This is a genomic window from uncultured Demequina sp. (assembly GCF_913055775.1).
Taxonomy (GTDB): Bacteria; Actinomycetota; Actinomycetes; order Actinomycetales; family Demequinaceae; genus Demequina.
In genome coordinates this window covers 18,942-41,723 of the sequence record NZ_CAJXJX010000003.1, presented here as the reverse complement: position 1 = coordinate 41,723, position 22,782 = coordinate 18,942, and the positions used below count along the sequence as shown (strand labels likewise).

Genomic DNA, 22,782 nt, shown 5'->3' with positions numbered 1-22,782 from the left:
GCGATCGCGTGTCGTACCCGGCCGAGTGGGCGGGCACCGACTTCATGCTCATGGACACCGGCGGCTGGGAGGCCAAGGTCCAGGGCCTCGACCTGTCGGTCGCTCAGCAGGCCGAGGTCGCGATCGACATGGCGGACGCGATCCTGTTCGTCGTCGACGCGACGGTCGGGGCGACGGCGTCGGACGAGAAGGTCGTGAAGCTGCTCCGGCGCTCCGGCAAGCCGGTGATCCTCGCCGCCAACAAGGTGGACGGCCCGCAGGGCGAGCTCGAGGCCGCGGCGCTGTGGAACCTCGGGCTCGGCGAGCCGTACCCGGTCAGCGCGCTGCACGGTCGTGGCACGGGCGACCTGCTCGACGCGGCTGTCGCGGCACTGCCCACGGAGATGCCGGAGGTCGAGATCGACCCCGAGGCGCCGCGCCGCATCGCGCTGGTGGGCCGGCCCAACGTGGGGAAGAGCTCGCTTCTGAATCAGCTCGCGGGGGAGCGTCGCGTCGTGGTCGACGAGACCGCGGGCACCACGCGCGACCCCGTCGACGAGCGCGTCGAGATCGGCGGCCGCGCGTGGACGCTGGTCGACACCGCAGGCATCCGTCGCCGCGTTCACATGACCAAGGGCGCGGACTTCTACGCCTCGCTGCGCACGGGTGCCGCGATCGATCGCGCCGAGGTCGCGCTCGTGCTGCTCGACGCGTCGCAGCCGCTCACGGACCAGGACACGCGCGTCATCTCTCAGGTGGTCGACGCCGGTCGTGCGCTGGTGCTGGTGTTCAACAAGTGGGACCTGGTGGGTGAGGACGAGCGCTTCCTGCTGGAGCGCAGCATCGAGCAGGACCTCGTGCAGCTGCCCTGGGCGCTCCGGATCAACCTCTCGGCACGCACGGGCTGGCACACGAACCGGCTCGTGCCCGCGATCGACCTGGCGCTTGGCAGCTGGGATCAGCGCGTCTCGACGGGCCGGCTCAACTCCTTCCTGGGAGAGCTGGTCGCGGAGCATCCCCATCCGGTGCGCTCCGGCAAGCAGCCCAAGATCCTGTTCGGCACGCAGGCGTCCACGCGGCCGCCGAGGTTCGTCATCTTCGCGAGCGGCTTCATCGATCCCACGTACCGTCGTTTCATCGAGCGGCGACTGCGCGAGCGTTTCGGGTTCGAGGGATCGCCGATCCAGATCTCTGTGCGCGTGCGCGAGAAGCGCAAGAGGCGGTGACGGCAGCGCCCACCCGGCCCCCGCATCGGCCCGCCATGAGCTGAGGCCGACGGGCCTACCCCACCGGCGGAACGGACAGGTGCAGCAGCTCGAACGCGTCGTCCTCGCCGTCGCGGGGAAGCCCCGTCCTGAGGTCGACCGCCAGCGAGCAGCCCCGACCCGGATCGACCCCTCTCGCCGCCGCGTGGACATCGCGGCTGCGCAGCGCCTTGTCCGCGGCGTCCTTCGCCTGGGCTCCCAGGGCTGACAGGGGAGTGTCCGCGTCGGGGGCGGAGGTCTGGATCACCAGGCGATCGGCGCGGCCGGTCTTGGCGCGATCGATCTGGAGCCCCGCGATCGACCACAGTGAGACGTCGACGCTCCCGTACTGCGCGCGCACGCGCTCGAGACCGCCGGGCTCCCACAGGTACGCCGCGAGGCGTGAGGTGTTCGACCACACCGCCGCCATTGCCAGCCGGTGCGTGCCGATGCCTCGCTCGCCGGCGACGCGCAGCCCGTGCGCGAAGAGCAGGAGCCCCGGTGCGGAGTCCAGCTCGGGCGCCTGGGCGGCCACACGCTCCCGCACGCGGTCCACGGAGTAGTCGCGCGGCAGGGAGACGGAGCAGTGCAGAAGGATCATGCGTCGAGCCTAGGCGGTCGCGTCATAGTCCCCGTGCTGGTAGCCCAGGTCGATCAGATCGCGGAGAACCTCCTCGTCGACGTCTTCGAGGCGCTTGACGTAGACGCAGCTCGCACCGGACGTGTGAGGACCGAGGCGCTCAAGGAGCGCCTTCTGCGCGGGATCCTCGTTCAGCCCGTACAGCGAGAGCTGGGCCTTGCGCGGCGAGAAGCCCACGCGGAGCATGTCGCCCTCGCGACCGGACGCGTAGCGGTAGTGGTAGCTCCCGAACCCGACCATCGTGGGCCCCCACATCACGGCCTCGTCACCGGTGACCTCGGTCATGATCGCGAGCAGACGCTCGCCTTCGAGCCTGCGCCGCTCGGGCGTGACGCTCGCGAGGAAGTCCGCGACTGGCTGATCCGTCGGTTGCGTCTTGTTCTCTGCCATGACCCCAGGGTATGTCTGGCGCGACCCCGTCGCGCGGGCGCGCGACGGGACGCCTCGAGTCCGCGCACGATCCACGGCGTGGCGTGCGTCACGATCCTCTCGCCAGCGCGCCCGTGCGGCGGATAGGTTGTGCTGCGTGTTCGACATCGAGACCATGCGCCTGATGCTCGGCGCCGTGTCGCTCATGGTGCTCGTGCTGTTCTACCTGGGTGTCTACCGACCGACGCGATCGGCGTTCGCGGGCTGGTGGACGCTGGCGCTGCTGTGCTCGGGCCTGTCGTCGACGTTCCTGCTGATGAACGGCACGATCGTGCAGGGGCTCGCGAACCCCGCGTCGAGCGTGGCGTCCGCCGTGGGGGTCACGTGCACGTGGTTCGCTACGCGGTCGCTGAGGCGGTCCACGGTACCGATCTGGGTGCTGCCGGCAGGGGCGGCCCTGGTCCTCGCTCTTGCCGCGCTCGGTGACCCCGCGGAGAACATCTGGGCGGGCGACGGCATCCTGTTCATCTACATGGCGGCGATGCTCGGGGCCGCCGCGACCGAGGTCTGGGCGACGTGGCACGAGCATCGCCGCGAGCTCGGGTCCGGCGGCGAGGCGAGGGTCGCGCTGCTCGTGAGCGCGCTGGCCGCGACCGTGCTGTGCGGGTTCTACGTCGAGCGCGCGGCGCTGTTCCTGGCGGTGGGCCCGGAGTCCGCGCTGTTCCAGACGCTCGCGGGCACGGGGGCCACCTCGGCCATCCTCCTGCTGTGCCTCGTCGCCGTCACCTTCTCGGCGTCGGCGCTCGGCTGGGATCAGCGCACGCATGACCTCCGGCGCCGGGCCATCTCGGATGACCTGACGGGCCTGCTGGGGCGCTCGGAGTTCCTGGCGTGGGCGGAGACGGCCGTGACGGACTCTCCTGCGGGCGTGTCGTTGGTGGTCGCCGATCTCGACCACTTCAAGCAGATCAACGACGTGCACGGGCATGCCGCCGGCGACCTGGCGCTCCGCGAGTTCGCGGACGTGCTGCGCGAGGCCGTGGGCGTCGGCGAGTTCGCCGGCCGGCTGGGCGGCGAGGAGTTCGCTCTGCTGCTCCGGGACGCGCCTGAGCGCGCGAGCGAGCGCCTCGACGACCTCGCAGCGGCCTTCGCGGCACGTGCCGCGAGCTTCGAGACGCCGTTGCCCACCGTCAGCTTCGGTGTCGCCGCCGGCGAGCACGGGGAGACGCTCACGGACGTCTTCGAGCATGCGGACAAGGCGATGTACCAGGCCAAGGCCGACGGCCGGGACCGCGTGGTCGCCTACACGCCCGAGCCGACCTGAACGGTTCGGACCGTAGAGCTCCGCGGTCGCGACGCGCCGCAGATTTGACGTCTCCGCCATCTCCCTCCTAGTGTGAACCACAACCTGAATCATGTTTCAGGTTGACTGCTTTCAATGGCGAAAGGGACGCATGATGCGTGTAGTGAAGCCGGTGCTGTTCAGCACCGCGGTCGTGATGGCCACTGTCCTGGCGGCGTGCGCGCCGTCCTCCGAGCCCGAGGAGACCAGTGCTCCTTCGGACGACTCCTCCGCAACCGAGGAGCCCACGGTCGAGATGCAGGAGGTGACCGTCGGGATCATCTCGTCCGAATCCGGCCCTCTGGCCGGCTACGGCGAGCAGTACCTCGCCGGCTTCCGCGCCGGCCTCGACTACGCCACCGATGGCACCAGCACGGTGGGCAACTACGAGATCGTCGTGGACTACCGCGATGACGGCGGCGACCCCGACAAGGCCGTGACCGCGGCCAAGGAGCTCATCGGTCAGGGAGTGAACATCCTCGGCGGCACGGTCTCCTCGGGTGTGGCCCTGGCGCTCGCCGAGCAGGCCGCGCAGAACCAGGTGCTCTACGTGTCCGGCCCGGCTGCGGCCGATGCGATCACTGGCCTCAACGAGTACACGTTCCGCTCGGGTCGCCAGAGCTCGCAGGACGTCGCGACGGCCGGCTCGTTCCTCGACGGCATCGACGGCAAGGACGTGCTGGTCTTCGCCCAGGACACCGCGTTCGGCCAGGGCAACGTGGCCGCCGTGGACGCGATCCTGGGTGCGGGCGGAGCGAACGTCGACTCGATCCTCGTGGCCGAGGACGTCACGGAGTTCACCACATTCGCGCAGCAGGTGATCGACGCCGACCCCGACCTGGTCTTCGTGGCCTGGGCGGGTGCGACCTCGGTCGCCATGTGGCAGTCGATGAGCCAGCAGGGCGTGCTCGACCAGGTCCAGGTCGTCACCGGCCTGGGTGACGTCGCGACGTACGGCGCCTACGGCGAGGCGTCCGAGTCCATCGGGTTCCTCAACCACTACTTCGCGGGAGGCCCGGACAACGAGGTCAACACCGCGATGGTCGAGGCGATCGAGGCCGAGGGCGGCGAGGCCGACCTGTTCAGCCCCGACGGCTTCAACGCAGCGCTCATGATCGTGCATGCGATCGAGCAGGGCGCGGGCGACGTCGACGCGATGATCGCCGCTCTCGAGGGCTACACGTTCGATGGTCCCAAGGGCTCCACGACCGTGCGCGCGTCGGACCACGCTCTGATCCAGGAGATGTACCAGGTCTCCCTCGTGGCCGACGGTGACTCCTACGTGCCCGAGCTGATCGCGACCGCCCCGGCGGACGCGGTGGCACCGGCCGAGGCGCAGTAGGCCGCGCGGTTCAAGGAGGAGCCAGAAGGTGAGCACACCAGTCCCGTCCGCGCTGTCCGTCCAGGGCCTCGGCCTGACGATCGGCGGCGCGACCATCCTGCAGGATGTCGATCTCGAGGTCGAGCCGGGAGCCCTGATCGGGGTGATCGGTCCGAACGGCGCAGGCAAGACCACGCTGTTCAACGCGATCTCCGGGCTCATGCGGCCCACGGCCGGATCGATCTCCATGGACGGCCACGACATCACCGCGATGTCCGTGCCGGCCCGAGCGCGGGCGGGACTGGGGCGCACCTTCCAGACCTCGAGCAACTTCCCGAGGCTGAGTGTGCTCGAGAACGTGCGCGTCGCCGCGCAGGTGGGGATCGGCGGCGACTACTCGCTGCTGCACTTCCCGCGGCGCGGCGACCGTGCGACCGAGGTCGCGATGGACTGCCTCAGGGCTGTGGGGCTGGACCATCGTGCCCACACCGCAGCGGGAGACATCTCCCATGGCGACAAGCGCAAGCTGGAGATCGCCGTGCTGCTCGCGACCGACGCGGGACTGGTGCTGCTCGACGAGCCCATGGCCGGCGTGGGCTCAGGCGATGTCCCCGGCCTGGTCGATCGCATCCGCGACCTGCACGAGGAGAAGGGCTGCACCGTGCTCATCGTCGAGCACCACATCGAGGTGCTGATGGACCTCGCCCAGAAGGTCGCGGTCATGGCGTCCGGGACGATCATCGCGTTCGACACCCCGGACAAGATCATGGCGGATCCGCGCGTGCAGAGCGCCTACCTGGGGACGGCGGCATGAGCGCCCAGCCCATCCTGGAGGTCGAGGGTCTCCAGGCGACCATCGCCGGCCAACAGGTGGTCGAGGACGTCTCCTTCTCGGTGCCGTCCACCGGCATCACGGCGGTCCTGGGCCGCAACGGCGTGGGCAAGACCTCGACGCTGCGAGCGATCCTCGGCCTGATCCAGCGCACGGGCTCGGTGACGCTCGCCGGAGACCGCATCGACGGTCTCGCGACCCATCGCATCGTCCAGCGCGGCATCGGCTACGTGCCCGAGGACCGCGAGGTGTTCTCGAAGCTCACGGTCGCGGAGAACCTGGCGCTCGCCGAGCGTCAGAAGAACCCGCGTCGCGAGTTCGTCGACGCACTGTTCCCGGATCTCGTGAAGCGGCGCCAGCAGGCGGCCGGGACCCTGTCCGGCGGCCAGCAGCAGATGGTCTCGCTCGCTCGAGCGCTCATCAACGACAACCGGCTGCTGATGGTCGACGAGCCCACCAAGGGCCTCGCGCCCCGCATCGTGGGCGAGGTGGCCGAGGCTCTCGCCGAGGCATCGGCCACTGTGCCGATCCTGCTGGTCGAGCAGAACCTCGAGGTGGTGCGCCGGCTCGCCGCGGACGCGATCGTCCTGGATGGAGGGCGCGTGGTGCACACGGGCGACGCGAACGCGATCCTCGACGACGACGCGCTCGTGCACCGCCTGCTGGGCGTCGGCACCGCGGAGACGGGAGCGAGCGCATGAGCACGCTGATCCTGATCCTCATCACGGGAGTGGGCCTGGGAGCGCTGTACTTCCTGGTCGCCTCCGGCCTGAGCCTGATCTACGGGCTCATGCACGTGCTGAACTTCGCTCACGGAGCCTTCCTCACGTTCGGAGCGTTCCTGGGCTTCGAGATCGCGCGGCGCATCGGTTCCGACACGTGGTGGGCGTTCGCCGCCTCCGTGGTGATCGGCGGCGTGGTCGGAGCACTGTTCGCGACGCTCACCGAGCTCGCGCTCATCAGGCCCCTGTACGAACGCCATATCGAGCAGGTGCTGGTCACGGTGGGTCTCGCCCTCGCGGCGGTCGCCCTGTTCGAGGGCATCTGGGGGTCGGACCCGATCTACATCTCCGCGCCGGCCTGGATGAACGAGACCACCAGCGTGTTCGGCGCCCAGGTGCCCAACACCTACTGGGTCCTCATGGCGGCCGCGACGGCACTGCTGATCTCGCTGGTCGTGTTCCTGCGCTTCACCCGGTTCGGCATGATCATCAGGGCCGGGGTGGAGAATCGCAAGATGGTGACCGCGCTCGGCATCGATGTCAGGAAGGCCTTCACCCTGGTCTTCGCGATCGGCGGGTCCGCCGCAGGAGTGGGCGGCGTGCTCGCGTCGCACTACACGGGCTACGTGTCCGCGCACCTGGGATCGACCCTGCTGATCTTCGCGTTCATCGTCACCGTCATCGGTGGCCTGGGCTCGCTCACCGGTGCGGCGATCGCGTCCGTGCTCGTGGCCGTGCTGCAGCAGTTCGCCAACTACTACCTGGGCGGCACCGGCGACCTCATCGTCGTCGTCGCCCTCGCGGCAGTGCTGCTCGTGCGGCCCGCGGGACTCTTGGGGAGGACGGCATGACCGCCACCGACAACTCAGCCCCCGCATCGGCTGGCCGTGGTTGGAGCAGTGAGCTGCGGCGTCGTGCGCCGCTGCTCGCGGGAGTGGGCTTCGTGGTCCTGCTCGCGTGCCTGCCCCTGCTGAACATCTCGATTCCTGGCATCCTGCCCACGCCCACCTACCAGCCGGGAGCAATGGCCCTGATGTCGCTGGCCATGGTGTTCGCGGCGCTGGCGCTCAGCTACAACATGCTGCTGGGCACCTCGGGCATGCTGTCGTTCGGCCACGCGCTGTACTTCGGCGCCGGCGCGTACGGACTGGGCATCGCCCTCGAGCACCTGGGCGTGCCGCTGTGGCCGGGCGTGCTCATCGCGCTGCTCGGCGGGCTGGTCATCGCGTTGATCACCGGCTCCGTGGCGATGCGCGTGAACGGGATTCCGTTCGCGATGGTCACGCTGGCCTTCGCTCAGGCCGGATCGGTGCTCGTGCGACGCAACGCCTCGGTGACCGGTGGCGAAGAGGGACTGAGCCTCAACACCGAGGGCGTTCCCGACGCGCTCGTGGGCGTGATCAACACGCGCAACCTGTACTGGGCCTGCCTCGTGATGGTGGTCGTCGTCTACCTCGTCGCGCTGTGGGTGGACCGTTCGCGCCTGGGGCACCTCGCGAGCGCGACGCGCGAGAATGAGCTGCGGGTGCGCGTGCTCGGGCTCAAGCCCAACCGCGCCCGGCTCACGCTGTTCGTCATCGCCGGTCTGTGCGCAGGCCTCGCCGGCATGGCCTACATGCTCCTGCAGTCCGGGACGGTGCCGCGCGCCGTGTCCGCGGACCTGACCATCACCGTCCTCGTGATGGTCGTGCTCGGGGGAGTGGGCTATCGCTGGGGCGCCGTGCTGGGCGGCGTCGTGTACACGATCCTCGACCAGCGCCTCACGGTCCTGGCGGGATCGGACGCGATCGACGCACTGCCCTCTGTGCTCCGCATCCCGCTGTCCGAGCCGCTGTTCATCCTGGGCACGCTGTTCATCCTGATGGTGCTGTTCGCGCCCGGCGGCATCGCCGGCACGGTGCATGCGTGGATCGACCGGCGCCGCCACCGCAACGCCCGCGACGAGGGACTGCGCGAGCTCGACGCGGACGCGTCCGCGAACGACGAGCCGGTCGAGGTGCGCGCATGACCGAGACCACGCGCCACACGATCGGGCGCTTCCTGCTCGATCGCGCCGTTCAGCACCCGGAGCGGATCGCGATCGACGACCGCGGTGTCGCGACCGACTACCGGACACTCGCGGTGCGGGCCGATGCGCTGGCGCAGGGGCTGCGGGACGCCGGCTATGGGCCGGGTCACCGCATCGCGACGGTGTCCGCGAGCTCGACCGACCAGGTCATCGCGTTCTTCGCGTGCGCCCTGGCAGGAGTGGCGTTCGTGCCGCTGTCGTGGCGCCTCACGGCGTCCGAGCTCTCCGCGCTGGTGCAGCGCGCCGCTCCGGAGCTGATTCTCGTCGACGAGCAGCACTCGACGCTCGCCATGGAGGCCACGCGCATCGCCGGGAGTGCCGCGCCTCAGCAGACGCTCGGCACGTCCGGCATCGAGGCGCACGTGCCTGCTGCGCGCCAGCCCGTCACAGCGCGGCCCGTGCGGGACTCGGACCCGCTCCTGGTGATCTTCACCTCCGGCTCGGCGGCCGAGCCCAAGGGCGTGGTGCTGACCCACGAGAACTGCTTCTGGAACAACCTCGCGCTGCAGCAGGCACTGCCGCTCACCGCCGACGACGTGGTGCTCGCGATCCTGCCGCAGTTCCACGTCGCCGCGTGGAACGTCCAGCCGCTGCTGGCGTGGTGGGCGGGGGCGACGGTCGTGCTGGAATCGTCGTTCGAGCCGTCGCGAGCGCTGCGGCTGATCGGCGAGCGCGGCGTCACCACGATGATGGGAGTGCCGACTCAATACCGGATGCTCGCGGACGATGCCTCGTGGCCTCAGGCCCGCCTCGAGACGCTGCGCCTCGTCGTGGTGGGAGGGGCGCCACTGACCGAGGACGTCGCCGACGCGTGGGCAGCGCGCGGCATTCGCCTGACGGCCGGATACGGCCTGACCGAAGCCGGTCCCAACGTGCTGCATGTGCCCGCCGGGCTGGCCGACGCGGGGCCCGGAACCGTCGGCAGGCCCTACCCGCACGTCGAGGTGATGATCGCCGACCCGGATACCGGGCTTGCGCTCGAGGGCGAGTCGACCGGGGAACTGTGGGTGCGGGGGCCGTCGGTGTTCGCGGGCTACCTGGACGATCCCGTGGCCACCGCCGACGCCATGCACGGCGAGTGGCTGCGCACGGGGGATCTGGCGCATCGCGATGCGGACGGTGACTACGCGATCGTGGGGCGGCTCAAGGAGATCTACATCTCCGGCGGGGAGAACGTCGCGCCCGCGGAGGTCGAGGCCGCGCTTGCGCTGCACCCGCTGGTTGCGGAGGTGGCCGTGGTGGGAGCACCTGACCCCGTGTGGGGTGAGCGCGGAGTCGCCTTCGTGGTGCCGCGCGGTGGTGCGGCGCTGTCCGCGGATGAGCTGCGCGCACATGCCCGGTCGCGCCTCGCAGGCTTCAAGGTCCCCGGTCACATCGAGATCGTGGCGGCGCTGCCGACCGCGGGACCGCACAAGGTCGCTCGCGCCCAGCTGCGTGAACGCGCCGCGCGGATGATGGAGGAGGCCAGCCATGACTACCGATGAGCAGTCGCTGTCCACGGCAGGCCGTCCGCTGACCGCTCGCGGCGAGAAGACCCGGGCTCGGCTGCTGGATGCCGCCGAGCATGTCTTCGCGGAACTGGGGTATCACGAGGCGTCGATCGTGAAGATCACGGAGCACGCCGGGATCGGTCTCGGCACGTTCTACCTGTACTTCGAGACCAAGCAGGCGATCTTCGAGGACCTGGTGCTGGACCTCAACCAGCGGGTCCGGCGCTCGATGTCCGAGGAGATGGAAGGCGCGACGACGCGCATCGAGGCAGAGCGCGCCGGATTCGCAGGCTTCTTCCGGTTCACCGCCGAGCACCCGGCCCTCTATCGCGTGGTGCGCGAGGCCGAGTTCGTCTCGCCTCCCACGCTCAAGCTCCACTACGAGCGCATCGTCGAGGGCTACCGTCAGGGCCTGGCCCGGGCGCAGTCCGACGGCGACATCGACCCTCGGCTCGACCCGCACGTCGCGGCATGGGCGCTCATGGGCGTGGGCGAGCTGATCGGCATGAGGTTCCTGCTGTGGGACCGCGACGTGAACGGCGCACCGGCGGCCCTCGACGACGAGGTGTTCGACTCCATGATGCGCTTCATCGACAACGCGCTGGGAGGCCGGCGCACGCAGGGAGGCGATGAGTGATGGCGGACAGGGGACTCGAGGGCAGGCGAGCGATCGTCACCGGCGGCGCGAGTGGCATCGGGCGTGCGTGCGTCGAGGAGTTCGCCCGGCTCGGGGCGACAGTGACCGTCGCTGACATCGACGGCGATGCCGCTGCGGCCGTCGCAGCGGAGGTCGGGGGAGAGGCCTGGCAGGTCGACCTGGCGGACACGACGGCGCTCGAGACGGTCGAGCTCGACGCAGACATCCTGGTCAACAACGCGGGCATCCAGCGGGTGTCGCCCCTCGAGAGCTTCGACCCGGCGGCCTTCCGCTTCATCCACGACCTCATGCTCGTCTCGCCGTTCCTGCTCATCCGGGCGGTGCTGCCGGGGATGTACGAGCGCGGCTGGGGGCGGATCCTCAACATCTCGAGCGTCCACGGGCTGCGCGCAAGCGCGTTCAAGTCGGCCTACGTGTCAGCCAAGCACGGGCTGGAGGGCCTGTCCAAGGTCACAGCGCTCGAGGGCGGGCCGCACGGCGTCACGTCCAACTGCATCGACCCGGCCTATGTGCGCACGCCGCTCGTCGAGAAGCAGATCGCGGATCAGGCGCGCGTTCACGGGATCCCCGAGGGCGAGGTGGTCGAGCGGATCATGCTGACAGAGACCGCCGTCAAGCGCCTGGTGGAACCGCGCGAGGTCGCGTCGCTCGCGAGCTGGCTCGCGTCCGACCACGCCGGCATGGTCACGGGGGCGTCCTACACGATCGACGGCGGCTGGACGGCGCGATGACGGGTCAGCACTATCGGACGCTCGACGTCGCGGTCGACGGGGGCGATCTGCGCGTGGGCGTGTGGGAGCCCGACGGTGGGGACAGCGACGGCGCCGTGGTCCTCATCCACGGTGTCACCGCGTCGCACCTGGCCTTCGCGCACGTGGTGCCGCACCTGTCGAACGCGCTGGTGATCGCCCCGGACCTGCGGGGGCGCGGGCGCAGCGCGGGTGTGGGCTCGGCCGCAGGCATGGCCGCGCACGCCGATGACATCGTCGCCGCGCTTGACGCCCTGGGCGTCGAGAGTGCCACCGTCGTGGGCCACTCCATGGGTGGCTTCGTCGCCATGGTGCTCGCGCATCGGCACCCCGACCGCGTCGCCCGCACCCTGCTGGTCGACGGCGGGCTGCCGCTCGACGTGCCGGCCAACGTGCCCCCCGAGGTGCTCGTGGGCGCGATCCTGGGTCCCACCGCCGAGCGGCTGTCGATGAGGTTCGCGGATCTCGACGCCTATCTCGACTACTGGCGACCGCACCCGGCGTTCGCGGCATCGTGGGATGAGCAGCTGGAGGCCTACTTCGCGTACGACCTGGTGCCCGAGGGAGAGGAGTACCGCGCCGCGACCTCGTTGGAGGTCACGGTGGCGGACACCGCCGACATGATCGAGGGGAACGCGCTGCGCGACGCCATCGCGGCGGTGGAGCCACCTATGCGGCTCGTGACGGTCGGGCGAGGACTGCTGAACGAGGAACCGGGCCTCTATGCCCCGGACTACCTCGAGCGCGTCCTCGCGGATCTGCCGGCGATCGAGCACCAGCGCATCGACGGCTTCAACCACTACACCATCGTGATGTCGCCGGACGGGGGTCGCATGGTCGCGGCGCTCGCCGCGGAGGAGATCGAGGCCGCGAAGAAGGGAGCCCTCGCATGATCGACAAGACCATCGGATCGGCCATGGAGGCCGTCTCGGACATCCCGGATGGCGCTTCCTTGGCCGTGGGCGGGTTCGGGCTGTGCGGCAATCCCATGGCGCTGATCACCGCACTGCTGGCGCAGGGCACGCGCGATCTGTCGATCGTGTCGAACAACTGCGGCGTGGACGACTGGGGCCTGGGGCTCCTGCTGCGAGCGCAGCGCATTCGCAAGATGACGTCGTCGTATGTTGGGGAGAACAAGGACTTCGAGCGCCAGTTCCTGTCGGGGGATCTCGAGGTGGAGCTCACGCCCCAGGGCACGCTCGCCGAGAAGCTCCGCGCCGGCGGTGCGGGCATCGCAGCGTTCTTCACGACCACCGGCGTGGGGACTCAGATGGCCGATGGCGGGCTCCCGTTGCGCTACGACGGTGCGGGCGGCGTCGCGGTCGCCTCCGAGCCCAAGGAGGTCAGGACCTTCACCGTCGACGGGCGCGAGCGTGAGTACGTGCTGGAGGAGTCCATCGTGACGGACTACGCCCTGGTGCACGCGCGCCGTGGCGACCGGCACGGCAACCTGGTCTTCGACAAGTCGGCCCGCAACTTCAACCCCCTCGCCGCGATGGCCGGTCGCGTCTGCGTGGCGCAGGTCGAGGAGCTGGTCGAGCCGGGCGAGATCGGTCCCGATGAGGTGCATCTGCCCGGCGTCTTCGTGCATCGGGTGCTCGAGGTGGGCGTCGGCATCGAGAAGCGCATCGAGAGGCGGACCGTGTCCGCCGCGGAAGGAGCGTGATCGCCGTGGCGCTCACCCGGACCGAGATGGCCGCCCGCGCGGCGCGAGAGCTGGCGGACGGCTCGTACGTCAACCTGGGCATCGGGCTCCCGACGCTCGTGCCCAATCACCTGCCGCCCGGCGTCACCGTGGTGCTGCAGTCCGAGAACGGGATCCTGGGCGTGGGGCCGTACCCCACCGAGGACGAGGTGGACCCCGACCTCATCAACGCCGGCAAGGAGACCGTGACGGTGCTGCCGGGTGCCGCGTACTTCGACTCCGCCACGAGCTTCGGCATGATCCGCGGCGGCAAGATCGACGCCGCGATCCTGGGAGGCATGCAGGTGTCGAGCGGCGGAGACCTCGCGAACTGGATGATCCCGGGGAAGATGGTCAAGGGCCCGGGCGGCGCGATGGACCTGGTCCACGGTGCTCGCAAGGTGATCGTGCTGATGGAGCACGTCGCGCGCGATGGCAGCCACAAGATCGTCGAGCAGTGCACACTGCCCCTCACTGGCAAGGCCGTCGTGGACCGCATCATCACTGACCTTGCGGTGATCGACGTGACGTCTGAGGGCCTCGAGCTCGTGGAGATCGCGCCCGGGGTGACCGTCGCTGAGGTCGAGGCCGCCACCGGCGCGCCGCTGACCATCAAGGTGGCCGCGTGAGCGCCGAGGTCGTCATCGTCGGCGCGGCGCGCACGGCGCAAGGGAAGCTGCAGGGTTCTCTGTCGGGTGTGCCAGCGCACGAGCTGGGCGCGACGGCGATTCGCGGTGCGCTGCGGCGCGCGGGAGCCGATGCCGAGCACGTCGACGCGGTCGTGATGGGGCAGGTCCTGCAGGCGGGGTGCGGGCAGAACCCCGCCCGGCAGGCGTCCATCGCGGCGGGCATCCCGTGGAGCGTCCCCGCCGGCACGGTGAACCGGGTGTGCCTGTCCGGGCTGTCGGCCGTGATCGACGCCGCACGCATGATCCGCCTGGGCGAGGTCGAGGTCGCCGTCGCTGGCGGCATGGAGTCGATGTCCCTGGCACCTCACCTGATGCCGGGATCCCGCTCCGGGTGGCGCTACGGCAGCATCGAGGTCCTTGACCACCTGGCGCACGACGCCCTCACGGACGCCTTCGAGCGGGACTCGATGGGTGCCTCGACCGAGCGGCACAACGCGCACTTCGGGGTGAGCCGGGAAGACCAGGACGCGTGGGCGGCGCGCTCTCACGAGCGAGCCGCAGAGGCCCAGGCCGCGGGCATCTTTGATGGCGAGATCGAGCCAGTGACGGTTCCGCAGCGACGCGGAGACGACGTCGAGGTGACCGTCGACGAGGGCGTGCGTGGCGACACGACGGCCGTTGCGCTGGCCCGGCTGCGGCCCGCATTCTCGCCCGAGGGCTCGATCACTGCGGGCAACGCCTCGCAGATCTCCGACGGCGCGGCCGCGGTGGTGCTGACCACGCGGGAGCGCGCCGAGCGGGAGGGCTGGGCCGTCATGGCCGTCCTCGGTGCGCACGGGCAGGTGGCAGGCCCGGATCCGTCGCTGCAGGAGCAGCCGGCTCGCGCGATCGAGGCCGCCTGTGCCGCTGACGGCATTGACGCGCGCGACATCGACATGGTCGAGATCAACGAGGCCTTCGGCGCGGTGGTGGCGCGGTCGCAGTCGATGCTGGGCGTCGACGCCGAGCGCGTGAACATCCACGGCGGCGGCATCGCGGTGGGGCATCCGGTGGGCGCCTCGGGCGCACGACTGGTGGTCCATGCGGCCCATGAGTTGGCGAGGCGTGGAGGCGGCACGGCCGTCGTCGCGCTGTGCGGCGGAGGCGGTCAGGGAGACGCTCTGCTGCTGCGCGCCTGAACCGCTCAGGACTCCGCGTCGGCGTGGCGGTCGAGGAACTCGTACACGGCGACCCGGTCCACGCCGGTGGCGGAGCCGGACGGCGCCGCGGCGAGCAGCGACGAGTTGAGCCGCGCTGACGGCCGGACCTTGCCCGCCCAGCGCGTGCTGAGCTCGGGCCGCGGCTCGCGGCAGCAGTCCGGATCGGGGCAGTGCGAGGACTGGCGAGTCTGCGTGTCTCGCCCACGGAACCACTTCGTGTGCTCGTAGCGGGTCCCCACGGACACCGAGAAGTCCCCGGCCGCATCGGACTGCACCGCGGACGTGCACCAATAGGTGCCGTTGGGCTTGTCCGTGTACTGGTGGTAAATGCCGTAGCGATCGTCGCGCTCGAAGACCTGACGAGCGCTCCACTTGCGGCACACGCGCTGGCCCTCGATGTGGCCCAGCGCGTCGCGCGGGAAGGTCACATCGTCGTTCTCGTACGCCTTCGACACGATGCCGGAGGCATCGGCCTTGAGGAAGTGCACCGGAAGCCCCAGATGCTCGGTGGCGAGGTTGCAGAACCGGTGCGCCGCGGTCTCGTAGCTCACCGAGAAGGCGTCCCGAAGGTCCTCCACCGACAGGTCGCGGGCGTCCTTGGCCGCCGCCAGCAGGTCCACGGCAGACCGTTCGGGCATCATCAGGGCACCCGCGAGGTAGTTGGTCGCGACGCGCTGGCGCAGGAGCTGCTCGTAGGTGTCCGGCTCGTCGTGCTCGAGGACGGTGCCGGCCAGGGCCTGCAGCAGGACCACGCGCCGGTCATTGCCCGACTGCCGGATGGGCAGGTAGATGCGTCCGCGCCGGTCGTCGGTGACGGAGCGCGTGGTCACCGGCAGGTCGTGGACGTAGTGCAGGGAGTAGCCGAGATGATGGGCGAGCGCCGACGCGGCGGAGTGCGACAGGGGGCCGCCGCGGTGATCGATCGCGTCGAGCAGGCCCGCGGCGGTGCGCTCCAGCTCGGGGTAGTGGTTGGCTCGGCGGCGCTGCTCTGCACGCAGCTCGGTATTCGCGCGTCGCAGCTCCTCGGGTGTGGACGCATGCCGATCCAACTCCGCGAGCAGTGCGCGGTGCAGCCCCAGCACCGTCTCGATCGCCTCGTCGGGCAGCGACTTGCGCACGGGGAGCTCGGGCACATCCAGGGACTCGAAGAGTGGGCCTGACTGCACGCGCGCGAGCTCGAGCTCCAGCGCGTCGCGGCGGCTCGGGGGAGAGGGATCGAGCAGTTCCTCGAGACCGCAGCCCAACGCGCGCGCGACGTTCTGCAGCTCACTCAGCTTGAGCTCGCGCCGACCGTTCTCGATGACCGAGATCTGCGACCCCGCCCGGCCGATCTCCTCGCCCAGCCGGTGCACCGTCCACCCCTTGGCCTGGCGCGCCGCCCGGACGCGCCGCCCGACGGTGAGGGCCGTAGGGCCATCGGCGGAGGGCTGGTCGACGAGGCCGGAGACGGCGGGCTGGGCATCGGTGTCCATGCCGCCATGGTGCCAGCGCGAAGTTCCACTGTCCAGAACATCGTGGAAAGTTCTGCCGGATTGGCGGGGAACGAGCGTGAATCGTCTGCATATGTTCGTCATGTGAGACCACACCGACCGCAACGAGGCGAAGGAGCCACGATGTCCCCGACCATCCGCCCAGGAGACCAGACCCAGACCGCATTCGAGCTCGAGGCGCAGTGGGCCACCGACCCTCGATGGGCGGGTGTCAAGCGCGACTACTCGGCTCAGGAGGTCATCTCGTTGCGCGGAGCGTTTCGCGAGGATCCCACCATCGCGCGTCGCGGTGCGGAGCGCCTGTGGGAGCTGATCCAGGAGAACCGCGAGAACCCGGAGGAGTGGATCTCCGCCCTCGGGGCTCTGAGCGGTGGCCAGGCAGTCCAGCAGATCCGCGCGGGCCTCAAGGCCATCTACCTGTCGGGCTGGCAGGTCGCCGCCGACGCGAACCTGTCGGGACAGACCTACCCGGACCAGAGCCTGTACCCCGCGAACTCCGTGCCCGCGGTCGTGCGGCGCATCAACAACGCGCTGATGCGTGCCTCGCAGATCGAGTCGACCTCGCTGGGGGAGGCGACGCGTGACTGGATGGCGCCCATCGTCGCTGATGCCGAAGCGGGCTTCGGCGGGCCGCTCAACGCCTACGAGCTCATGCACGGCATGATCCAGGCGGGTGCCGCGGGCGTGCACTGGGAGGACCAGCTGGCATCCGAGAAGAAGTGCGGGCACATGGGCGGCAAGGTGCTGGTGCCCACGTCACAGCACATCCGCACGCTCAACGCCGCGCGGCTCGCGGCGGACGTCGCCGGCGCGCCCACGATCGTGATCGCCCGGACCGACGCGCTCGCCGCCACGCTGATCACCTCGGACGCGGATGAGCGCGACCGCGAATTCCTCACCGGGGACAGGACGGCCGAGGGCTTCTTCGAGGTCCGGTCCGGCATCGATCCGGTGCTCGCCCGTGGACACGCCTACGCGCCGTATGCGGATCTGCTCTGGGTCGAGTCGGCGACGCCCGACCTCGAGCTGGCGCGCCGCTTCGCGGAGTCGATCCATGCTGAGTTCCCGGACAAGCAGCTCGCCTACAACTGCTCGCCCAGCTTCAACTGGCGCCGCCACCTGGACGACGCGCAGATCGCGTCCTTCCAGCGCGAGCTCGCCGCCATGGGCTACGCCTTCCAGTTCATCACCCTGGCCGGATTCCACTCGCTGAACCACGGCATGTTCGAGCTCGCCAGGGGCTACGCGCAGACCCAGATGAGCGCGTACGTCGAGCTTCAGGAGGCGGAGTTCGCCTCGGAGGCCAGCGGCTACACCGCGACCAAGCATCAGGCGGAGGTGGGCACCGGCTACTTCGACCGGGTGTCCACCGCGCTCAACCCCACTGCCTCGACCCTGGCGATGGCCGGGTCCACCGAGGCCGAACAGTTCTAGGAGGAATCATGTGTGACACGCACATGGAGATCGACGGTCCCATGCGAGACCGCTACGACCAGATCCTGACCCCGGAGGCCTTGAGCTTCCTCGCGAGGATGCACCGCCGTTTCGCGGGCGAGCGCGCCGACAGGCTCGAGGATCGCCAGGTCCAGGCCGCCGCGGTCTCCAACGGGCGCGACCTGCGCTTCCTGCGCGAGACCGAGGACATCCGTCAGGACCCGACGTGGCGCGTGGCGGGACCTGGCCCCGGGCTCGAGGATCGGCGGGTCGAGATCACCGGCCCGACCGACCGGAAGATGGCGATCAACGCGCTGAACTCCGGCGCACGGGTGTGGCTCGCGGACCACGAGGACGCCAACACGCCCACGTTCGCGACCATGATGGAGGGCCAGCTCAATCTCCACGACGCGATCCGTCGGACCATCGAGTACACGAGCCCGGAGGGCAAGGAGTACCGGCTGGGGGAGACCAGCCCCACGATCGTGTTCCGCCCCCGCGGGTGGCATCTCGTGGAGCGGCACCTCCTGCACGTGGACACGCACGGGCACCGTCACCCCGCATCGGCGTCGCTCGTGGACTTCGGGCTGTACTTCTTCCACAACGCGAAGGAGCTGATCGCTCGCGGGTCGGGTCCGTACTTCTATCTGCCCAAGATGGAGGGCCACCTCGAGGCGCGGCTGTGGGATCAGGTGTTCTCGTTCGCGGAGGAGGAGCTCGGCATCGAGCACGGCACGATCCGCGCCACGATGCTCATCGAGACCTTCCCCGCGGCCTTCGAGATGGAGGAGATGCTGTACGAGTTGCGGGACCACTGCGCGGGGCTCAACGCCGGGCGCTGGGACTACATCTTCTCCGCGATCAAGACCTACCGGGAGCGGGGATCGCAGTACGTGCTGCCCGACCGGTCGCAGGTCACCATGACCGTGCCCTTCATGCGGGCGTACACCGAGCTGCTGGTGTCCACGTGTCACCGGCGTGGTGCGCAGGCGATCGGCGGCATGGCGGCCGCGATCCCCAATCGTTCCAACCCGGAGGCCACCGCGATCGCGCTCGAGAAGGTCGCGCAGGACAAGCGACGGGAGGCTGCGGACGGCTTCGACGGCTCATGGGTGGCGCACCCTGGCCTGATCGCGACCGCGCAGGCCGAGTTCGACGCCGTGCTGGGCGACCGTCCGAACCAGATGGACAAGCGTCGGGACGACGTCTCGGTCAGTGCGGCCGACCTCCTGGACCTGCGGATCCCCGGGGCGACTGTCACGGCCGCGGGCGTGCGGCACAACGTGTCCGCAGGTCTGCGCTACCTCGAGAGCTGGCTGCGAGGCACCGGGGCGGCAGGCATCGACGACCTCATGGAAGACGTGGCCACCGCCGAGATCAGCCGTTCGCAGCTGTGGCAGTGGATCAGGTACGGCACGTGCACGGACACGGGAGAGGTGGTCACCGCCGTGCGGGTCTCGGGCATTCTCGACGAGCTCCTCGAGGACATGCCCCGATTCCCCGGGGACTGCTTCGATGAGGCCGCGGAGCTGCTGCGGGAGGTCGCGCTGGGGGACGACTTCCCGACGTTCCTCACCCTTCCGGGCTACTCGCGCTACCTGCGTGAGGAGCAGCCGGTTCCCGCCTGATCAGGCGGACCCAGGCACGGCCCGGCGACCCCGGGCCGTGCTTTCTGCCTGTTCAGCGCAGGGCACAATGGAGGGCGACGTCCGAGCCATCCAGGGAGTGCCCATGACCGAGCCGATCATCCAGACCACCACGGCGGGCTCGCTTCCGCGTTCGCCCGAATTGGTCGCGGCGACGCAGGCGCTGACGGTCGCCGAGGACGGCTTCACCCTGGAGCGCACGGCCGAGTACGACGAGCTCGCGGCACAAGCCGTGAAGAACCTGGTCCAGCGCCAGCTCGACGCAGGCATCACCATTGTCGGTGACGGCGAATACGGCAAGGCGATGACGGCGGCCCACGACTTTGGCGCGTGGTGGTCCTACTCGTTCCAGCGCACCGCCGGCCTGGCTCTGCCTCCCGCAGACGCCGCACCGCCGGAGCCCGCACGCTCGGCCCCGGGCGACGTGCGCCTCACCTCGATGAACGACCGCCGCGACTGGGTCGAGTTCGCCGAGGCCTACGGCGACCCGACCTCGGGTGTCCTGCTGGGAGAGCCGCCCTTCTGGCCCATCACCACAGGCGACCTGAGCTACCGCGGCGAGGAGCTCATCGGCGCGGACATCGCGAACCTGGGTGCCGCCCTCGATGCCACCGGGCAGACCACCGGTTTCCTGACATCGCTCGCGCCCGGCAGCGCCGCGCGCATCGGCAATGCCCACTACGCCTCCGATGAGGAGCACATCTGGGCCTGGGCGGACGTCATGCGCCACGAGTACCGCGCGATCGTGGACGCTGGCCTCACCGTGCAGCTGGACGACCCGTCGCTCGCCGAGAGCTGGGATCAGATCAACCCCGAGCCCTCGATTGCTGACTACCGCGCGTTCCTGCGCACGCGCATCGACGCGCTCAACCATGCGATCGAGGGCCTGCCGAGCGAGCAGGTGCGCCTCCACATCTGCTGGGGTTCGTGGCACGGCCCGCACACCACGGATCTTGAGCTGCGCCACATCGTCGATCTGCTGCTCGAGATCAACGCCGGCGAGTACTCGTTCGAGGCGGCGAACGTCCGTCATGAGCACGAATGGAAGGTCTGGCGAGACGTCGACCTGCCCGCGGGCACGCGGCTCGTGCCGGGTGTCGTGAGCCACGCGACCAACGTGGTCGAGCACCCGGAGCTGGTCGCGGACCGGATCTTGCGCTTCGCGGAGATCGTCGGTCCCGAGAGCGTGATCGCCTCGACGGACTGCGGCCTGGGCGGCCGGGTTCACCCGCAGATCGCGTGGGCCAAGCTGCGGTCGCTGGGAGAGGGAGCGGCGATCGCGACGCAGCGCCTCGCCGGCTGACCCTCCGCACGACACGAGCGAGTCGGGCCCGATTAGCTCGCCTCAGCGCTTGGATGAGCGAAGTGGGCCCATTTCGCTCGTCTAGGGGCTGGGGTGAACCCTTTCGCACCGCCAGGGATGGCGATCGGCCGATGCGCGCGCGGCTGGCTAGTCGCGCGGGGTTCGCGGCTTGCGGGGCTTGCGCGGCCCGCGGTCGTAGCTCGCCCCACCGTCGCGGTCCCGGCTGCCGCGGTCGGAACGGCCGCCGTCGCGACCTCCTCCGTAGCGCGGTCCCGATGACCGGGGTCCACCGCTGCGAGGCGCGCGGCCCTCGTCTGGACGCAACTCGATCAGCACGCCGCTGATGCGCGTGCGCTCGAGACGCTTGAGCGCATCGGCGGGGATCTCCGCGGGAAGGTCGACGAGCGAGAACCCCGGCAGGATCTTGATCTGACCGAAGTCCCCTCTGCTCAGGCCGCCCTCGTTCGCGATCGCGCCCACGATCTGCCGCGGCTCCACCTTGTGACGCTTGCCGACAGCGATCCTGTACGTGCGCATCGGCCCGGACGAACCGCGCCTGTCGCGCGAGTCCCGGTCCCGCGACTGGCCCTTGGGACCGCGAAACTCCTCGCGCACGGGCTCGTCCGCGGGGTCGAGCAGCAGGGGAGTCTCGCCCTGGGCCACCACGGCGAGGGCCGCCGCGACATCCGCCTCGGGGACGTCGTGATGCGTCACGTAGTGATCGATGATGTCGCGGAAGCGGTCGATGCGTGACGTCTGCCCGAGCGCCGCGGTGATGGCGTCGTCGAACCGACTGAGCCGCGTCGCGTTGACCTCGTCGACGCTCGGCAGGTGCATCTGCGTCAGCGACTGCTTGGTGGCGCGCTCGATCGAACTCAGCGTGCGCCGCTCGCGCGGCGTCACGAAGCTGATGGCGTCGCCTGAACGGCCGGCGCGTCCGGTGCGGCCGATGCGGTGGACATACGACTCCGTGTCGATGGGCAGGTCGTAGTTGACCACGTGCGTGATCCGCTCGACGTCGAGGCCGCGCGCCGCCACGTCCGTGGCGACCAGAATGTCGAGCTTGCCGTCCTTGAGCTGCTTGACGGTGCGTTCGCGCTGGGCCTGCTGGACGTCGCCGTTGATCGCGGCGGCAGCGTAGCCGCGGGCCCGGAGGCGTTCCGCGAGGGTCTCCGTCTCATTCTTGGTGCGCGTGAACACGATCATTGCGTCGAAGTTCTCGACCTCGAGGATGCGTGTGAGGGCGTCGACCTTCTGCGGGTACGAGGCGATGAGGTAGCGCTGCGCGACGTTGCTCGCGGTCGTGGTGGTCTTGCGGACCGCGATCTCCTGCGGGTCGCGCAGGTACTTCGCGGACAGCCGCCGGATCTGGGCGGGCATGGTCGCGGAGAACATCGCGACCTGCTTGTCCTCGGGAGTCGCTGCGAGGATGGTCTCGACGTCCTCGGCGAAGCCCATCTTCAGCATCTCGTCGGCCTCGTCGAGCACCAGGTACTTCAGCTCGGACAGGTCCAGCGTGCCGCGGTCGAGGTGATCCATGATGCGTCCGGGGGTTCCCACGACGACGTGGACGCCGCGCCGGAGTGCGGACAGCTGGACGCCGTAGCCTTGGCCGCCGTAGACGGGCAGGATGTGGACGGCCTTGGAGTGTCCCGCATACTGCTCGAAGGCCTCGCAGACCTGCAGTGCGAGCTCTCGGGTAGGCGCGAGCACGAGGGCCTGAGGCGACTTCTGGCCCTTGTCCAGGCGCTCGAGGATGGGCAGCGCGAACGCCGCCGTCTTGCCGGTGCCGGTCTGCGCGAGGCCGACGACGTCCCGGCCGCCCAGCAAGGTCGGGATCGTGGCCTCTTGGATGGCGGAGGGGCGCTCGTATCCGACCGCACTGAGGGCCCTGAGGACGGACCCGGACAGACCCAGATCGGCAAACGTCGTGGGGTTCTCGTCCAAGGTTTCGTCGTCGCTCATGCCTCCACGCTAGTCGCG

General features: G+C 70.0%; 21 protein-coding genes. 17 read left to right on the top strand and 4 right to left on the bottom strand.

The features are described from left to right. Positions 1 to 1,205: ribosome biogenesis GTPase Der (gene der, locus QZ483_RS00700; protein WP_297081020.1), on the top strand; the 1,205-nt coding region annotated here is incomplete at its 5' end. 55 nt (positions 1,206 to 1,260) lie between these two features. On the opposite strand, the gene QZ483_RS00695 is transcribed toward der, so the two are convergent. Both QZ483_RS00695 and QZ483_RS00690 read right to left on the bottom strand, forming a co-directional pair. Beyond that, positions 1,261 to 1,824, bottom strand: a complete 564-nt coding sequence (locus QZ483_RS00695; RefSeq protein WP_297081018.1) for a DUF4865 family protein — start codon at positions 1,822 to 1,824, stop codon at positions 1,261 to 1,263. 9 nt (positions 1,825 to 1,833) lie between these two features. Then, a complete protein-coding gene (locus tag QZ483_RS00690; protein WP_297081016.1) occupies positions 1,834 to 2,253 on the bottom strand; it encodes a DUF1801 domain-containing protein in 420 nt (139 codons plus the stop codon). Between the two features lie 136 nt (positions 2,254 to 2,389). Between QZ483_RS00690 and QZ483_RS00685 the strand changes: the two genes are divergently transcribed. From QZ483_RS00685 to QZ483_RS00625, 13 genes are all read left to right on the top strand, one after another. Continuing rightward, on the top strand, positions 2,390 to 3,556 hold the full coding sequence (locus QZ483_RS00685; RefSeq protein ID WP_297081015.1) for a diguanylate cyclase: 1,167 nt from the start codon (positions 2,390 to 2,392) through the stop codon (positions 3,554 to 3,556). 133 nt (positions 3,557 to 3,689) lie between these two features. After that, a complete protein-coding gene (locus QZ483_RS00680) occupies positions 3,690 to 4,916 on the top strand; it encodes a substrate-binding domain-containing protein (RefSeq protein WP_297081024.1) in 1,227 nt (408 codons plus the stop codon). Between the two features lie 28 nt (positions 4,917 to 4,944). Then, positions 4,945 to 5,709 (top strand): ABC transporter ATP-binding protein, encoded by a 765-nt coding sequence (locus tag QZ483_RS00675; protein WP_297081013.1) that lies wholly within the window; start codon positions 4,945 to 4,947, stop codon positions 5,707 to 5,709. Next, on the top strand, positions 5,706 to 6,428 hold the full coding sequence (locus QZ483_RS00670; RefSeq protein WP_297081011.1) for an ABC transporter ATP-binding protein: 723 nt from the start codon (positions 5,706 to 5,708) through the stop codon (positions 6,426 to 6,428). The genes QZ483_RS00675 and QZ483_RS00670 overlap by 4 nt, the downstream gene beginning before the upstream one ends. Next, positions 6,425 to 7,300: a branched-chain amino acid ABC transporter permease gene (locus QZ483_RS00665; protein WP_297081009.1), complete on the top strand. Its 876-nt coding sequence runs from the start codon at positions 6,425 to 6,427 to the stop codon at positions 7,298 to 7,300. The genes QZ483_RS00670 and QZ483_RS00665 overlap by 4 nt, the downstream gene beginning before the upstream one ends. After that, entirely contained in the window at positions 7,297 to 8,457 is a 1,161-nt protein-coding gene (locus QZ483_RS00660; RefSeq protein ID WP_297081007.1) for a branched-chain amino acid ABC transporter permease, read from the top strand. Before QZ483_RS00665 ends, QZ483_RS00660 begins: the two co-directional genes overlap by 4 nt. Further along, positions 8,454 to 10,001: a class I adenylate-forming enzyme family protein gene (locus QZ483_RS00655; RefSeq protein ID WP_297081005.1), complete on the top strand. Its 1,548-nt coding sequence runs from the start codon at positions 8,454 to 8,456 to the stop codon at positions 9,999 to 10,001. The genes QZ483_RS00660 and QZ483_RS00655 overlap by 4 nt, the downstream gene beginning before the upstream one ends. Further along, the gene (locus tag QZ483_RS00650; RefSeq protein ID WP_297081003.1) at positions 9,988 to 10,644 is read left to right on the top strand and encodes a TetR/AcrR family transcriptional regulator; all 657 of its coding nucleotides are present in this window, start codon (positions 9,988 to 9,990) and stop codon (positions 10,642 to 10,644) included. The genes QZ483_RS00655 and QZ483_RS00650 overlap by 14 nt, the downstream gene beginning before the upstream one ends. Then, positions 10,644 to 11,396, top strand: coding sequence for a 3-hydroxybutyrate dehydrogenase (locus QZ483_RS00645; RefSeq protein ID WP_297081001.1), 753 nt, complete (start codon positions 10,644 to 10,646; stop codon positions 11,394 to 11,396). Before QZ483_RS00650 ends, QZ483_RS00645 begins: the two co-directional genes overlap by 1 nt. Then, positions 11,393 to 12,307 carry an alpha/beta fold hydrolase gene (locus tag QZ483_RS00640; RefSeq protein ID WP_297080999.1) on the top strand — a complete coding sequence of 305 codons (915 nt, stop codon included), beginning with the start codon at positions 11,393 to 11,395 and terminating at the stop codon, positions 12,305 to 12,307. The genes QZ483_RS00645 and QZ483_RS00640 overlap by 4 nt, the downstream gene beginning before the upstream one ends. Next, positions 12,304 to 13,080 (top strand): CoA transferase subunit A, encoded by a 777-nt coding sequence (locus QZ483_RS00635; RefSeq protein WP_297080997.1) that lies wholly within the window; start codon positions 12,304 to 12,306, stop codon positions 13,078 to 13,080. The genes QZ483_RS00640 and QZ483_RS00635 overlap by 4 nt, the downstream gene beginning before the upstream one ends. 5 nt (positions 13,081 to 13,085) lie before the next feature. Next, positions 13,086 to 13,727: a CoA transferase subunit B gene (locus QZ483_RS00630; RefSeq protein WP_297081022.1), complete on the top strand. Its 642-nt coding sequence runs from the start codon at positions 13,086 to 13,088 to the stop codon at positions 13,725 to 13,727. Continuing rightward, positions 13,724 to 14,905, top strand: coding sequence for an acetyl-CoA C-acetyltransferase (locus tag QZ483_RS00625; RefSeq protein ID WP_297080995.1), 1,182 nt, complete (start codon positions 13,724 to 13,726; stop codon positions 14,903 to 14,905). Before QZ483_RS00630 ends, QZ483_RS00625 begins: the two co-directional genes overlap by 4 nt. Positions 14,906 to 14,910: 5 nt before the next feature. Here the strand turns inward: QZ483_RS00625 and QZ483_RS00620 are convergent, their stop codons facing one another. Then, positions 14,911 to 16,398, bottom strand: a complete 1,488-nt coding sequence (locus QZ483_RS00620) for a helix-turn-helix transcriptional regulator (RefSeq protein ID WP_297080994.1) — start codon at positions 16,396 to 16,398, stop codon at positions 14,911 to 14,913. A gap of 141 nt (positions 16,399 to 16,539) precedes the next feature. Here QZ483_RS00620 and aceA point away from each other — a divergent pair, with 141 nt between their 5' ends. The 3 genes from aceA to QZ483_RS00605 all read left to right on the top strand — a co-directional run bounded on the left by aceA (position 16,540) and on the right by QZ483_RS00605 (position 20,799). Beyond that, complete coding sequence (gene aceA, locus QZ483_RS00615; protein WP_297080992.1) at positions 16,540 to 17,850, top strand: isocitrate lyase; 1,311 nt, start codon at positions 16,540 to 16,542, stop codon at positions 17,848 to 17,850. 8 nt (positions 17,851 to 17,858) lie between these two features. Further along, positions 17,859 to 19,478 carry a malate synthase A gene (gene aceB / locus QZ483_RS00610; RefSeq protein WP_297080990.1) on the top strand — a complete coding sequence of 540 codons (1,620 nt, stop codon included), beginning with the start codon at positions 17,859 to 17,861 and terminating at the stop codon, positions 19,476 to 19,478. Positions 19,479 to 19,581: 103 nt separating this feature from the next. Next, a complete protein-coding gene (locus QZ483_RS00605) occupies positions 19,582 to 20,799 on the top strand; it encodes a cobalamin-independent methionine synthase II family protein (RefSeq protein WP_297080987.1) in 1,218 nt (405 codons plus the stop codon). 147 nt (positions 20,800 to 20,946) lie between these two features. Here QZ483_RS00605 and QZ483_RS00600 read toward each other — a convergent pair whose 3' ends face one another. Then, positions 20,947 to 22,764, bottom strand: a complete 1,818-nt coding sequence (locus QZ483_RS00600; protein WP_297080984.1) for a DEAD/DEAH box helicase — start codon at positions 22,762 to 22,764, stop codon at positions 20,947 to 20,949. Positions 22,765 to 22,782: the final 18 nt, after the last annotated feature.

Excerpts from the sequence above, each read along its gene's own strand:
- QZ483_RS00655 (WP_297081005.1), top strand. The coding sequence starts at position 8,454 with ATGACCGAGACCACGCGCCACACGATCGGGCGCTTCCTGCTCGATCGC.
- QZ483_RS00680 (WP_297081024.1), top strand. The coding sequence starts at position 3,690 with ATGCGTGTAGTGAAGCCGGTGCTGTTCAGCACCGCGGTCGTGATGGCC.
- aceB (WP_297080990.1), top strand. The coding sequence starts at position 17,859 with ATGTGTGACACGCACATGGAGATCGACGGTCCCATGCGAGACCGCTAC.
- QZ483_RS00690 (WP_297081016.1), bottom strand. The coding sequence starts at position 2,253 with ATGGCAGAGAACAAGACGCAACCGACGGATCAGCCAGTCGCGGACTTC.
- QZ483_RS00660 (WP_297081007.1), top strand. The coding sequence starts at position 7,297 with ATGACCGCCACCGACAACTCAGCCCCCGCATCGGCTGGCCGTGGTTGG.
- QZ483_RS00650 (WP_297081003.1), top strand. The coding sequence starts at position 9,988 with ATGACTACCGATGAGCAGTCGCTGTCCACGGCAGGCCGTCCGCTGACC.
- aceA (WP_297080992.1), top strand. The coding sequence starts at position 16,540 with ATGTCCCCGACCATCCGCCCAGGAGACCAGACCCAGACCGCATTCGAG.
- QZ483_RS00605 (WP_297080987.1), top strand. The coding sequence starts at position 19,582 with ATGACCGAGCCGATCATCCAGACCACCACGGCGGGCTCGCTTCCGCGT.
- QZ483_RS00695 (WP_297081018.1), bottom strand. The coding sequence starts at position 1,824 with ATGATCCTTCTGCACTGCTCCGTCTCCCTGCCGCGCGACTACTCCGTG.
- QZ483_RS00665 (WP_297081009.1), top strand. The coding sequence starts at position 6,425 with ATGAGCACGCTGATCCTGATCCTCATCACGGGAGTGGGCCTGGGAGCG.
- QZ483_RS00645 (WP_297081001.1), top strand. The coding sequence starts at position 10,644 with ATGGCGGACAGGGGACTCGAGGGCAGGCGAGCGATCGTCACCGGCGGC.
- QZ483_RS00640 (WP_297080999.1), top strand. The coding sequence starts at position 11,393 with ATGACGGGTCAGCACTATCGGACGCTCGACGTCGCGGTCGACGGGGGC.
- QZ483_RS00620 (WP_297080994.1), bottom strand. The coding sequence starts at position 16,398 with ATGGACACCGATGCCCAGCCCGCCGTCTCCGGCCTCGTCGACCAGCCC.
- QZ483_RS00670 (WP_297081011.1), top strand. The coding sequence starts at position 5,706 with ATGAGCGCCCAGCCCATCCTGGAGGTCGAGGGTCTCCAGGCGACCATC.
- QZ483_RS00600 (WP_297080984.1), bottom strand. The coding sequence starts at position 22,764 with ATGAGCGACGACGAAACCTTGGACGAGAACCCCACGACGTTTGCCGAT.
- QZ483_RS00635 (WP_297080997.1), top strand. The coding sequence starts at position 12,304 with ATGATCGACAAGACCATCGGATCGGCCATGGAGGCCGTCTCGGACATC.